14 protein-coding genes, 1 other RNA gene and 6 pseudogenes are annotated in these 12,966 nt (G+C 35.8%); 9 read left to right on the forward strand and 12 right to left on the reverse strand.

The annotated features are described in order from the left end of the window. Positions 1-456: hypothetical protein (locus ARSQ2_RS05230; protein ID WP_181994604.1), on the forward strand; the 456-nt coding region annotated here is incomplete at its 5' end. A gap of 345 nt (positions 457-801) precedes the next feature. Here the strand turns inward: ARSQ2_RS05230 and ssrA are convergent. Beyond that, positions 802-1,169: a transfer-messenger RNA gene (gene ssrA / locus ARSQ2_RS05235) on the reverse strand. Positions 1,170-1,315: 146 nt separating this feature from the next. Then, the gene (smpB, locus tag ARSQ2_RS05240; RefSeq protein WP_181994605.1) at positions 1,316-1,798 is read right to left on the reverse strand and encodes an SsrA-binding protein SmpB; all 483 of its coding nucleotides are present in this window, start codon (positions 1,796-1,798) and stop codon (positions 1,316-1,318) included. 157 nt (positions 1,799-1,955) lie between these two features. Here smpB and ARSQ2_RS05245 point away from each other — a divergent pair, with 157 nt between their 5' ends. After that, a complete protein-coding gene (locus ARSQ2_RS05245) occupies positions 1,956-2,390 on the forward strand; it encodes a type II toxin-antitoxin system RatA family toxin (protein ID WP_202880383.1) in 435 nt (144 codons plus the stop codon). Next, positions 2,383-2,673: an RnfH family protein gene (locus tag ARSQ2_RS05250; protein ID WP_181994607.1), complete on the forward strand. Its 291-nt coding sequence runs from the start codon at positions 2,383-2,385 to the stop codon at positions 2,671-2,673. Before ARSQ2_RS05245 ends, ARSQ2_RS05250 begins: the two co-directional genes overlap by 8 nt. 103 nt (positions 2,674-2,776) lie before the next feature. On the opposite strand, the gene bamE is transcribed toward ARSQ2_RS05250, so the two are convergent. The 3 genes and pseudogenes from bamE to ARSQ2_RS13660 all read right to left on the reverse strand — a co-directional run bounded on the left by bamE (position 2,777) and on the right by ARSQ2_RS13660 (position 3,523). Next, positions 2,777-3,136 (reverse strand): outer membrane protein assembly factor BamE, encoded by a 360-nt coding sequence (bamE, locus tag ARSQ2_RS05255; protein ID WP_181994612.1) that lies wholly within the window; start codon positions 3,134-3,136, stop codon positions 2,777-2,779. Between the two features lie 113 nt (positions 3,137-3,249). Further along, positions 3,250-3,438, reverse strand: a pseudogene (locus ARSQ2_RS05260) (DNA repair protein RecN); the annotation flags it as partial. Beyond that, positions 3,392-3,523 carry a hypothetical protein gene (locus ARSQ2_RS13660; protein WP_255487468.1) on the reverse strand — a complete coding sequence of 44 codons (132 nt, stop codon included), beginning with the start codon at positions 3,521-3,523 and terminating at the stop codon, positions 3,392-3,394. The pseudogene ARSQ2_RS05260 and the gene ARSQ2_RS13660, both read right to left, overlap by 47 nt. Before the next feature lie 59 nt (positions 3,524-3,582). Between ARSQ2_RS13660 and ARSQ2_RS05265 the strand changes: the two genes are divergently transcribed. The 6 genes and pseudogenes from ARSQ2_RS05265 to minE all read left to right on the forward strand — a co-directional run bounded on the left by ARSQ2_RS05265 (position 3,583) and on the right by minE (position 6,118). Then, positions 3,583-3,948, forward strand: coding sequence for an IS630 transposase-related protein (locus ARSQ2_RS05265; protein WP_181994608.1), 366 nt, complete (start codon positions 3,583-3,585; stop codon positions 3,946-3,948). After that, entirely contained in the window at positions 3,945-4,208 is a 264-nt protein-coding gene (locus ARSQ2_RS11910) for a hypothetical protein (protein ID WP_202880381.1), read from the forward strand. The genes ARSQ2_RS05265 and ARSQ2_RS11910 overlap by 4 nt, the downstream gene beginning before the upstream one ends. Further along, entirely contained in the window at positions 4,097-4,405 is a 309-nt protein-coding gene (locus tag ARSQ2_RS05270; RefSeq protein WP_202880382.1) for a transposase, read from the forward strand. Before ARSQ2_RS11910 ends, ARSQ2_RS05270 begins: the two co-directional genes overlap by 112 nt. A 58-nt stretch (positions 4,406-4,463) precedes the next feature. Next, positions 4,464-4,934, forward strand: a complete 471-nt coding sequence (gene minC, locus ARSQ2_RS05275; RefSeq protein WP_420837742.1) for a septum site-determining protein MinC — start codon at positions 4,464-4,466, stop codon at positions 4,932-4,934. An 86-nt stretch (positions 4,935-5,020) separates the two neighbouring features. Continuing rightward, positions 5,021-5,835, forward strand: a pseudogene (gene minD / locus ARSQ2_RS05280) (septum site-determining protein MinD). A 3-nt stretch (positions 5,836-5,838) separates the two neighbouring features. Beyond that, positions 5,839-6,118, forward strand: a pseudogene (gene minE, locus ARSQ2_RS05285) (cell division topological specificity factor MinE). Positions 6,119-6,837: 719 nt separating this feature from the next. On the opposite strand, the gene ARSQ2_RS05290 reads toward minE, so the two are convergent. The 7 genes and pseudogenes from ARSQ2_RS05290 to ARSQ2_RS05320 form a co-directional block, all read right to left on the reverse strand. Next, positions 6,838-7,017, reverse strand: coding sequence for a filamentous hemagglutinin N-terminal domain-containing protein (locus ARSQ2_RS05290; protein ID WP_181994609.1), 180 nt, complete (start codon positions 7,015-7,017; stop codon positions 6,838-6,840). A gap of 4 nt (positions 7,018-7,021) precedes the next feature. Next, positions 7,022-7,303 (reverse strand): hypothetical protein, encoded by a 282-nt coding sequence (locus tag ARSQ2_RS05295; RefSeq protein WP_181994610.1) that lies wholly within the window; start codon positions 7,301-7,303, stop codon positions 7,022-7,024. 267 nt (positions 7,304-7,570) lie between these two features. Continuing rightward, positions 7,571-8,695, reverse strand: coding sequence for a ribonuclease D (gene rnd, locus ARSQ2_RS05300; RefSeq protein WP_181994614.1), 1,125 nt, complete (start codon positions 8,693-8,695; stop codon positions 7,571-7,573). 206 nt (positions 8,696-8,901) lie between these two features. Beyond that, positions 8,902-10,548 (reverse strand): annotated as a pseudogene (gene fadD, locus ARSQ2_RS05305) (long-chain-fatty-acid--CoA ligase FadD). A 559-nt stretch (positions 10,549-11,107) separates the two neighbouring features. Next, a pseudogene (locus ARSQ2_RS14745) lies at positions 11,108-11,431 on the reverse strand (Slp family lipoprotein). A 183-nt stretch (positions 11,432-11,614) separates the two neighbouring features. Then, the gene (tsaB, locus tag ARSQ2_RS05315) at positions 11,615-12,310 is read right to left on the reverse strand and encodes a tRNA (adenosine(37)-N6)-threonylcarbamoyltransferase complex dimerization subunit type 1 TsaB (protein WP_181994611.1); all 696 of its coding nucleotides are present in this window, start codon (positions 12,308-12,310) and stop codon (positions 11,615-11,617) included. Between the two features lie 110 nt (positions 12,311-12,420). Next, a pseudogene (locus ARSQ2_RS05320) lies at positions 12,421-12,966 on the reverse strand (ATP-dependent DNA helicase); the annotation flags it as partial.

Consider the following 12,966-nt stretch of genomic DNA (forward strand, 5'->3'; position numbering starts at 1 on the left):
ATGCAAAAAAAGAGCGCTCGGATGCGACACAGATATTTTGTTCGAACTCAATATGATATAATCAAAATTAAGTCGCTTAGCTATATTATAATTATAGGGCCTGATTACCCTTGTTCAGTGAACCATAGATCAAATAAAGGTGATAGCTCGCAAGCACATGTTAATTTTTGGTATAATCCCGAGAAAGGCAATTTTGAAATAAATGGCTATTATTTGCTGGAAGATAACTTGTATCTTTATAGACTTTCGGTCTTTGGTAAAGGAACCCATACCAGAAATGAGACACCTACCATGTATTTATATAAATTTATTATTCCGGAAAATAATACTAGAAAAACCGTTTGGCACGATGCTTCTAAGCAAGTAAAAGCCCAAGTAACTGACATGTTTGGTAATACCGGAGAGTTTGGGATTTCATTTGATAAAGATAACTTTGATATTCTTGCTCTGAGTTAATTTTTTGTGGCGTGATGACGCTTCTGGTTTTCTTGTTAAATATGCCGCTCCACCATATTAAATACTCATTGAGAACATAATTACTCTCTTTAGGTTTCGCTACTTCGATTTCTTTTACTGATATAGAGTAATTACTTGTAATCATTTTAAAGTCGCCCATCTATAAGGGTTTGGTTTGTCTTGCTATTATTGATGTTCCATTTTTAGGTACCTCAAAAACTATCAAAGTACCTAAGATAATTTGATTTAATTAGGTTAAATTAGAGATCGTAGGGTATAAAGAGACCGCAATTCATTGAATTAGCAGGCTTTTTAGTCTTCTTTGGATGTCCTTAGAAGATAATTTGGTGGAGCTGGCGGGAGTTGAACCCGCGTCCAAAATTTCTACATCCTCGGTACTACATGCTTAGTCTAGTCTTTACATTCGCCAGCTAGCTGTGGACAGACACACTACTAACAGACTAGCCTGATTAAGTTTAACGCTTTAACCCCAGGCTAGGCATCAACGCGATCTCTTTTAGGTTTTACCTCTCTTTATTCCCATCCTAAGAGAGGAGGCTAGGGAGAGAGAGGGCTTTGCGCAGGTTATTAAGCTGCCAGTGCGTATTTATCGTCGTTTGCGACTATTTTTTGCGGCTTTTTACGAGGCAAACCGCCCCTCGGCATGCACCTTGGGTTTCGCAAATCCCGTCGAATCCAGAAGAATCAGCCCCAAGTTTATTACTTCAATTATATCAATTATATCAATTATATCAATTATATCAATTATATCAATTATATCAATTATATCAATTATATCAATTATATCAATTATATCAATTATATCAGAAAAAACTTAATAATGCTAGCACTTAGCTCATTATCGACCTGCATTTTTCATAATTCTCGCTTTGTCTAACTTCCATTCGCGATCTTTAATGTCAGAACGCTTGTCGTGCTCTTTTTTACCCTTGGCGACACCAATTTTAACTTTACACCAGGCATTTTTCCAGTAAAGGGATAATGCTACCGCTGTGTGGCCTTCGCGATTGATTTTACCAAATAGTGAATCTAGTTCACGCTGATTTAGCAATAACTTTCGGGTGCGCATTGGATCACAAACCACATGGGAGGAGGCTACATTTAGCGGGGTAATTGTTGCACCAAAAAGATAAGCTTCACCTTCTTTCAGTAAAACATAACTGTCGCTAATATTGGCTTTACCTGCGTGTAGTGCTTTGACTTCCCAACCCTGTAAAGCTAAGCCCGCCTCAATTTCTTCAGTGATGAAGTATTCATGGCGTGCTCTTTTATTTAACGTAATCGGTGCCGAACCGGGCTTGTGTGCTTTTTTCTTTATCATAATTGGCGATTATACTGTATGTATAAATAAATGGCACGGTAAGGATCTATTATTTGGTGTTAAGTGAGCATTTATTAGACTAAGTTGTCGTGCAGAATTTTTATTTAAGTGTATATCAATGTTATTATTGTTTCTGATTTATTTGGTGAGAATGGTTATGCCGCAAATTAGTCGATCTGCATTAGTGCCTTATAGTGCGGAGAAAATGTACAATTTAGTTAATGATGTAGATTCATATCCACAATTTTTACCAGGTTGTGTGGGCAGTCGGGTGCTGCATCATGTTAATAATGAAATGACTGCGTCGGTTCAGGTTGCTAAAGCGGGTATTAGTAAAACTTTTATTACGCATAATATATTGCAAGATAATAAGAGTATTCAAATACAGTTGGTAAAAGGGCCATTTCGTAAATTAATGGGTAATTGGTTATTTACACCTTTAAATGAAAATGCCTGTAAAGTTGAATTATATCTTAATTTTGAATTTACTAATAAATTGATTGAGTTGGCTTTTGGTCGGATTTTTAAAGAACTGGCTGGAAATATGCTGCAAGCTTTTACTCAACGTGCTCACGAGGTTTATCGTGGTTGAAATAAATATTGAGGTGGTTTATGCATTGCCAGATAGGCAATTTCTATTGTACGTCAAGCTAGCAGAAGGTGCGAGTGTTGAAGAGGCAATTATGCAATCAGGTATTTTGTCACTTCGAGATGACATTGATTTGAGTAAAAATAAAGTCGGTATTTATAGTCGACCCGCTAAATTATCCGATATCTTATCTGATGGTGATCGGGTTGAAATTTATCGTCCATTACTTTCTGATCCGAAAGAGACACGTCGTAAACGGGCAGAAAAAGCCAAAAAAAAATGTTAATAACCTATTTGTAATGAGGTAGGTTGACCGCCAATTTAGATGTCGCCTAATTGGCAGTCTATTGATATTTATTTAAATAAATATCAATAAGGTGATGTAGCATCTACATAAGTGTTGATGCTTTTTGTGCTGCTAAGGTATCGTTATTTTTAATGTCAACTAAAATCCCATTGCGATCAAAAGTGAGTATTAGTGTTTGCTGTTTAACTTTTTCATGTCCAGGCTGTTGACGGAAAATATAATACCAAACTTGCTGGCCAAACGGTTCTTTTAGCATTGGTGTTCCTAATGTATAGGCTACTTGCTGTTGCGTCATTCCTTTTTGGATTTTTGCAACATCACTGGTAGAAAGATAGTTGCCTTGATTAATGTCAGGACGGTAAACAAGCCGTTCTGCTATAGAACAACCCGCTGTTAAAACAACAACAGACATAGCAGCAGCAATTAACAGTTTACAACGCATGGTCATATATTCCTTTAAGAGTCAGAATATCGATAATAATCGACATTGATGAAATTGAAAACCTTTCCTCATTTTTCCATGACCTATACTATACAATAAAGTTGAGGATGTTTTTAAGCAGCAAGTAGATCTTTTGCGCTAGCCAGCATGTTTTTTGTTACTTCACTACCACCCAGTAAACGGGCAATCTCTTGTAAGCAAGTTTTTTTATCTAATAATTGCATTTGTGTTTCTGTTTCACAGCCATTGGTCTGTTTACTTACATAAAAATGGTGATGTCCACAGGCTGCAACTTGAGGTATAGCTAAGCGTCTTAATTTTGATTAAAAAAATATATGTTTTTCTCCAATATAAATTTACTGATATAGAGTAATTACTTGTAATCATTTTAAAGTCGCCTAGCTATCTATATAGCTAAGCGACTTAATTTTGATGACATTATTTATATGAGCTATTCAATTGATTTTAGACGTAAAGTGATATTTACGATGAAAGAAGAAGGGTTGAGTAGTATCCGAGAAACAACGAAGCAATTTCGGATTGGCTCTGCATCTGTATCGCGTTGGATTAATCAAATAGAGCCAAAAGCATCGACTACGCGTCAGCGAAAAATCGATAAATCCGAGTTGATAAAAGATGTTGAACAATATCCAGATGCTTACCAAAAAGAGCGTGCAGAGCGTTTTGGCGTTTGTCAGAAGGCCATTTGGCAAGCTCTTAAAAAAATGGGATTGACCTATAAAAAAACTCTACGTCATCCGAAAGCCGACAAAAACACTCGACAAACGTTTCAACAAAAAACGACAGTATGAAAAAGAAGGCAAGCATATTGTTTTTATTGATGAAAGTGGTTTTTCAAACGATACCCCGCGGACTCACGGCTATTCCCCGAAAGGTCAACGGTGTGTTGCTCTCAAGCACTGAGGAGCTAAAGGAAGAACAAATGTTATCGGCGCTTTATTGGGCACAACGCTGTTTGCTATCGGATTATTTGATATCAATATTAACAGCGATTTTTTCCATGCATGGATCACCCAAGTCCTTATCCCAATACTTCCTAAAAAGAGTATAATCATGATGGATAATGCAACTTTTCACAAGAAACAGAGTATTCAACAAGTCATCATCGATGCGGGGCATATGGTGGAATATTTGCCTACTTATTCACCAGATCTTAATTCAATTGAACATAAATGGGCAAAAGCTAAATGCAAAAAAAGAACGCTCGGATGCGACATAGATATTTTTTTCGCACTCAATATGGTGTAATCAAAATTAAGTCGCTTAGCTATACCAATACTAAATTGCACCAGGCTATCCACTGATATTGGCCCTACCTTTACTTAGTGAAGGTCAAAACTTAGTGAAGGTCAAAATCAAAAAAAACCAAAATAAAAACACTGCCAATATCGCTACCACTGAACATGGTAAGACGCGTATTATTACCACCCATGTTCGTTCAGGAAAACGCATATATGCCACTAATTGTGATTTAATTGTTAACGCTAATGTTAGTGCTCGTGCTGAATTGATTGCTGATGGCAATATACATATTTATGGCATGATGCGTGGTAGAGTACTTGCTGGCGTATCTGGCGATAATGATTGTCAAATTTACTGTACACACTTACAAGCAGAATTAGTTCCTATTGCTGGAGAATTTTGGTTAAGTGAACAAATTCCTGCAGATTTTATCGGGAAAGCAGTTAGACTTTGTTTGGTAAATAATGCATTGACGATTAATATAGCTAAGCGTCTTAATTTTGATTACAAAAATATATGTTTTTCTCCAATATAAATTTACTGATATAGAGTAATTACTTGTAATCATTTTAAAGTCGCCTAGCTATAATATCATTTAGACCTTATTACAGGAATGACTTCATGGCACGCATTATTGTTGTAACCTCAGGTAAAGGTAGCGTAGGCAAAACTACTTCCAGCGCAGCCATCGCTACCGTCCTGGCCCAAAGAGGAAAAAAAACCGTTGTGATCGATTTTGATATTGGTCTACGTAACCTCGATTTAATTATGGGATGCGAACGCCGTGTAGTGTATGATTTTGTGAATGTGATCCAAGGTGATGCTACACTCAACCAAGCACTTATTAAAGATAAAAGGACTGAAAATCTTCATATACTTCCTGCTTCACAAACGCGTGATAAAGATGCATTAACACGCGAAGGCGTTGGAAAAGTGCTAAATGGACTGAAAAAATTAGATTTCGAATTCATTATCTGCGATTCACCCTCAGGTATTGAAAGTGGTGCATTGATCGCACTTTATTTCGCCGATGAAGCAATTATTACTACCAACCCTGAAGTCTCTTCTGTACGTGATTCAGATCGCATACTCGGTATTATCGCTTCTAAATCACGCCGTGCAGAACGTGGCGCAGAACCCGTCAAGGAGCAACTTTTGCTTACCCATTATAATCCAGGTCGTGTCACTCATGGTGATATGCTGAGTATGGAAGACGTACTTGAAATTCTGTGTATCCCACTGATTGCTGTGATCCCTGAAGATGAATCCGTTTTACGTTCCTCTAACCAATGAGAGCCTGTGTTATTCTCGATGCCAAATCTGATGCAGGCAAAGCATACAGTGACTGCGTTGATCGAATTTTAGGTAAAAACCGCCCTATTCGTTTTATTGAAGAAGAAAAAAAAGGCTTCTTAAAGCGCTTTCTTGGAGGATAAAATATGGCCTTATTAAATTTTTTCCTGTCGAAAAAAATCAAGGGCCAATATTGCTAAGGAAAGGCTACAAATTATTGTTGCCGAACGCCGACGTAATGACTGTAGGCCGGCTTACCTACCCGCAATGAAAGGTGATATTTTAAAGGTCATTTGTAAATACGTCCAAATTGATCCAGAAATGCTCACAGTACAATTTGAACAAAAAAATGATGATATCTCGGTTTTAGAGTTAAATGTAACTTTACCTGAAACGGACGAAAAAAATAAAATAGCTAATTTTTAACACCAAGTACCCATCAATAATGATGGGCTTGTGCAATAATGACTTTAAAATAAATATTTTCATTTCTTAATTTTAACAATTCCATTTCCTTTATTTATCATTTCACTAGTAAAAGCATTTACGTTTACAAAATCACCTGTGATTATTTTTCCCCTATTAACAATAAGATAATTTTTCCTGGCTTGCTTTAAAAGCTACTACTCACTTTTTATTTGATTATTAAATTGATAATTTTTTGTTATTCGATTAATGACTTCCCTAATATATCTTACTTTATAAAAATTAAAATAAAATAATAAATTATTATCTATCTCAGCAGCATTTCTAAATGAACCACCTGTTACATAAACATTTATTTCATTAGTATTTAATTGACTACCTTTTTTTATTTAAAATTTTGAATAACCAAAATCATCAACTAACCAATGTTTAAAATAAGATAAATTTATATGATCATTTTATCATTAGTATTTTTATACTCTATAAAAACGGCATATTACTTGTTCGATAAGTTATTCTATCTGCTTTAATTTTCGCGTTAGCATTAATAATATTATTATAAGCCAATACCTCAATATCTTTAATATTATTAAAATTAATATTTCCGGAAAACTAATCGACTTATTCATTGATTGATTTAATTTAAAATTATCAATTTTTTCATATAACTCAAGATTAATTTTGCCAGCCAGAAAAGTTACCAGATTAGTGCCATAAAATCAACAGCTTATGCAACTAATTCCCTGCTGGTTAGCAACCAGAATAGCTGTTTTTGTTCCTAGAATAGCTAATTCTCCCAACAGCCTGGTTTTTTCATTTTTATCAATTTCAGCAATAATCAATTTAGCACTGTGCTCAATATTATTATTAAAATAAATCCCTTTTTTGCCTATATCCATTTTGTTAAAAAATATGGGATACTCCTTTATTATCAATAGGATTAATATTAATAACTGGTTTATTTTTATTACTAGAGTCAGATAGTAACCTATTTAATTTACTATAGCTTTTATATTTAGTGATATTAACAGTAAAATTTTTTATATTATTTTCATCAAGAATGATATATGTACCATCATCTTTATATTTATTATTGGTTTTTAATTTTTTATTTTGCGTTGGTAATCTATCTTTTATAAGATGAAGATCATCAGCATAACTATTAAAAATTATTGTTATCGCCATTACAAATATCAGTTTTTTTCATTCCAGTCTCTTAATAACCTGGTTATAATAAAATAAAATTATTTATATTGTTATAAAAAATAAATTATTTAAATTAATAGAAAGAGAAACACAGAAAGAAAAGATATTTTTAATCTCATGTCTCAAGATACAGCTTTAAATTAATTACACTATACCTAAGACAAACTAATTCAAAGATTTATTACAAATCAATTAATTAGTTCAATTAATAAAAAGATAACAAAAAATACATTATAAAAAAATCAGCTAACAATATAATTCCAATAATTGCTTTAAAGGAGCACTTAATAATTGCCCACGCCAGCCAGCCAACAAATCGGGCTTATAGTCTGATTTTTTCAACCCCCAATGGAATGCTAGCAGTTGATTAATCTGACGTCGAGAAGCTAATAACTCTGAATTCAACTCTGCTTGTTCACCAATTTGTTTAGTTAAAGTTTTAACCGCCTCAAATGCCTCTCGATATTGAGGATGATTGATAAGATGATAAAGCGGCTGTAGACAGGAATTTTCCTTAATATCACAAGAGTTTGCGACAATTTGCAACACATCCTGACCATGGTAGCGGATCTCCTGCCCAGTTAAACCAAGAGTATGCAGTTGTGTCAATGAATTAGGCAAATAACGCGCTATTTTCCATAGATGTTCTTCTCTAACAATAAAATTGACCGCTAAGTCACGCCGTCGAGCCTGATTAAGGCGCCAGGCTGCTAATTGTTTAAGACAGGCAAGCTGTTGAGCCCGCAATTGCCAACTATTTTTAATACTTTTATATGCATCTGCGAGTGATAATATCTCTTGTCGACGTAACAAAATCCGCTGGCATTCATCGGTTACGGCTGGTAAATAGCCTAGTTGATTAATCAACGACAGTAGTGTTTCGGCTAAAGGTAATAAAAAAAACACATCAGCGGCCGCATATTGACACTGTTTATCACTCAACGGGCGAATAAGCCAGTCTGTTCGTGATTCACTCTTATCTAACGTAATCGTTAAATATTCATTCACTAAGCTTGCAAACCCACTAGAAATGCGATGACCAAGAAATGCTGCCATAATCTGGGTATCTAACATCGGCTGTGGAACACAAGCCAAATGATGTAAAAATACTTCTATATCTTCACTACCAGCATGCAAGATTTTAGTCACTTTGCCATCTGTTAATAAATTTCTAAACGGCTCCATATTAGTAATGGCAATAGGATCAATTAATGACAGTTGCTCACCGTCATATACCTGAATAAGCCCAAACTGTGGATAATAAGTTTTTACTCGTACAAATTCTGTATCTAAAGCTATTTTGTTAGTCTTCGCTGCTACTTGACAAACTTTCTTAAGTTGAGCATCTGTGGTAATCAACTGATAATTCAAAACGTCTTTCTCTTTGTGATTTATTTTTAACAACATCACTCTTGGCCGCCATTTTAGCGATGCTGTTTATCAAAATTAACTGTCTAATGTTTGTGTTAGTTGATGATTTTCTGTCGCTGACTGATATTTTTTCTGCTCTTCTGCTCTTCTGCTCTTCTGCTCTTCTGCTCTTCTGCTCTTCTGCTCTTCTGCTCTTCTTCTCTTAATTATCGTCGTAAAATTTTACCTACATTCGATTTAGGTAACTCAGAGCAAAACTCAAAAAACTTAGGCACTTTATAGGCAGTCAAATATTGACGGCAATAGATTTTTAATTCTTCAGCAGTCAAAGCAGGATCAGTAGATACCACAAAGACTTTGAGCGCTTCACCAGTATTTTCATCTACCACACCAATTTCTGCATTTTCAATGACTTTGGGATGATGAGAGATAACTTCTTCAATTTCACTCGGGTAAACATTAAAACCAGAAACTAAAATTATATCTTTTTTGCGATCAACAATTTTAATAAAGCCTTTTTCATCGATCTTGGCAATATCACCGGTCGCTAACCAACCATCTTTCATCACTTCGTCGGTCATAGCAGGAGAGCGTCAGTAACCCCTTCATGACTTGAGGACCACGTACCAACATCTCACTTGGCTGGCCAATTGGAACTTCATTACCACTATTATTAATAAACTTGACTTCAGTTGAAGGGATAGGCAAGCCAATGCTAACATTATATTTACTTAAATTGTATGGGTTAACCGTCACTAATGCCGAACACTCAGTTAAACCATAGCCCTCCAGTAAACACTTGCCGGTCAGTTGTTGCCACTCTTCCGCTACGGTTTTTTGTACCCGCATACCACACCGCCAATAGAAACATTCAAATGGGAAAAATCAAGTTTTCTAAATTCTTCATTATGCAACCAGGCATTAAATAATGTATTAACACCTGTAATGCCAGTAAAAGAGTAACGCGCAAGTTCTTTAACCGTTGTGGCAACATCCCGCGGATTAGTGATCAGCAAATTAGTACCACCAATTTTAACAAATAACAAACAATTTACTGTCAAAGCAAAAATATGGTACAGCGGCAACGCCGTCACAATAATTTCTTTACCTAACTGCATAACAGGCAAATAAGTAGCTCTGCCCTGCTCAACATTTGCCAACATATTATAATGGCTAAGCATTGCGCCTTTCGCTGAGCCAGTGGTTCTGCCGGTATACTGGAGAAAAGCCAAATCTTCGCCAGAAATATCAGGTTTCACATATTGCATACGATAGCCTAATTGCATAACACGGCGAAAATAGATCGCTTGTGGCAAATAATATTTAGGTACCAGACGTTTTATATATTTAACAACAAAATCAACAATCGTCCCCTTTGGCCGAGAAAGTTGATCGCCTAGACCAGTCAGAATAACATGTTTAACTTGCGTATTAAAAACGACTTTTTCTAATGTATGGGCAAAATTTGCCACGATAAGAATCGCAATAGCCTCACTATCACTAAGTTGATGTTCTAATTCTCTTGGGGTATAAAGCGGATTAACATTAACGACAACCATACCTGCACGTAAAATACCAAAAAGTGCAACCGCGTACTGTAATAAATTAGGTAGCATCAGCGCAATACGAGCGCCTTTTTGCAGACCTAAGCCATTTTGTAAATAGGCCGCAAACGCTCGACTACGCTCTTGCAGCTTACGATAGGTCATTATTTCACCCATATTAATGAAAGCTGCACGATCAGCATATGCTGTAACCGTATTTTCTAGTAAGTCTGCTAATGATGTTTCAGATACCGGTCCTATTTCTGCCGGTACATCAAATCGATAATTTTTTAGCCAGATTTTTTTCACTGTAACACTCCTGATTTGAAACTAAGTGAAGTAACCGAAAAAAATTAATTTGTTAACATAATACTAACTCAGCATACTAGTTTGAGAACCATTCTGTGCTAATGCTGAGATATGTATCACTATTTAATTTTAAATCTCGAATAAGTGTAAATTAAGCTAATTTATCAGCTTCTAGATTTTGATTAATTTTCAGTTAGCTATAAAAATTAGCGTAATAATTATATATAAGATTAATTATATATCATTCGACTTTTTTCCAAAAAAACAATGCTTTTTATCATATTAGCGCATAACCTCACCTTTTAGCAGCGCAAAATCTGCTCAGCCTAAAAACCAGTCAGGGTAAATATGGCAAAATATTTACCCTGACTGATTGATAAAACTAATAATTATTCGGTTAAATAAGTTCGTATTTCAGCCTAACCAACAGGATAACCCAAAGGGCCCCAATTCCAATAATAAGGCGAATTAGGATAGTTTGGATACCATGGGGATCCATATCCCCAAATCCCCAAATCCCCAACCTCAAGGTGGTAATATAACAAGATTGCATTTGATTTCAACGTTGGTAACCTGATACAGCAATCTTGACATACTGGTAGAAAACTAAATCAATTTTGCCTTCTTCAATGCCAGTAATTTTCCCAACGACAGTAATATAGTGACCGCTAAAATCTGATGGTTCCAAAAAACGGCCAATATAAGCATAGATACGTCAGATACGTCCTACCGATGATGTATTTAACCTTGCCACAGCGTCATATTTGCTTAATGGCATCACTGCTATTTCAAGCCGAGTTTGGTTATTGTTGTTTAAAACAGAGATCACCTTACCGCCAAAGCGCCCTTCTTGACCAATATAAAGGTCAGGGTCCTCGCGCACTGCTGATAAACTTTCAACCGGTGTTTGTGTCGTTCCCTTAATCCCTTAATTGACTCGGGAATTGAAACACAGCCAGCTAATAAAACAACAGCAGCCAACAGAGGAACCTTTATGGCAGCCTGGTAGTTTAACTTTATTTTCATAAACCACCCCTTAAAACGGCATAATAATTTTAAACAAGTATCAACGGCCGGGTAATTTTTTCCAACTAACCTCATAACGTAAATAAACGGGCTGGGCTTCTTCAGCGTCAATTGTTTTACCTTCTTGCCACTCTGGCAGAGCCAACAGCAACATATCTTGCGCATCAGGTAAAGAAATACCACTTTTTAATAACTTTAAATTTGTCGTTCTTAATATAGGATAGGCTGACCAACCTGTCCCAGCAATAGCCCATTGTCCACTTAAGCCATTTATTTTGTCTAAAAACTGCTCTGGCTTGAGTACTGCCTCACTTTCTGCACCTTGCCAAAACCCATCTGGTTTAAGTTCATAACAAGCAGAATAAATTTCACCCATTCTGGCATCTATCGCTACCAGTACTTTTTTTGCACCTAATTGACGATAAGCGCCTTGCGCCATAGTTAACAGCGAAGACATACCTATCATTGGTAAATTAGCCCCAAATGCCAATCCCTGAGCAATACTGACAGCAATACGAACGCCAGTAAAACTGCCTGGCCCACGTCCAAAAGCTAAAACATCGATATGTTGTAAATCGAGATGCGCATCAATAAGACACTGCTCTACCATCAGTAATATTTTTTGGGTGTGCTCCCGCGGTGAAACAGCAAATTGAGTAAAAACCTCTCCATCGCGCCATAGGGCGACAGAACATGCTTCAGTGGCAGCATCAATCGCTAATATATGGGTTGCCATATTTTAGATCCTGGCTATTTTCATGACTAAATAATTGCTAATACTAACCTATTTTATTGAATAGGAAGGTATCAATAAGAAAAAACTTATATGTTATCGCCACTATTTATTTAATTAATTAAGGACGTTTTTGCTAAAAAGTCAATCGCCGCTTGCAAAATGCGTTTTCTAGGCGAAGGCGGTAAACTATTTAAAAAATTTCACCATAAGGTCGCGATACTAATCGTTTATCAAAAATAATAATAACCCCTGAATCATTAACATCACGCAGAAGTCGCCCAACCCCTTGCTTTAAATTAAGTACCGCATCAGGTAATTGGACATCATAAAATGCATTGCCGCCATCAAGTTGACAATCTTGCATACGCGCTCGCAATAATGGTTCATCAGGCGACGTAAAGGGTAATCTATCGATAATGACACAAAAAAGAACATGGACTTTAAAATCAACACCTTACCAAAAACTGCTGGTGGTTATTAATAATAGATTACCTTCTGCTGTAAATTGTGACAACAATCGCGCTTTATTGGTTTCTCCCTGCATCAAAAAAGGTAAATTCAAACAATCGCGAAACATTGCTGTTAATTTACGCATCATATGAAGTGAGGTATAGTTAAACGTCTTAATTTTGATTACAAAATATATGTTTTTCTCC

It is taken from the genome of Arsenophonus endosymbiont of Bemisia tabaci Q2 (assembly GCF_902713415.1).
In the GTDB taxonomy this organism is placed as follows: domain Bacteria; phylum Pseudomonadota; class Gammaproteobacteria; order Enterobacterales; family Enterobacteriaceae; genus Arsenophonus.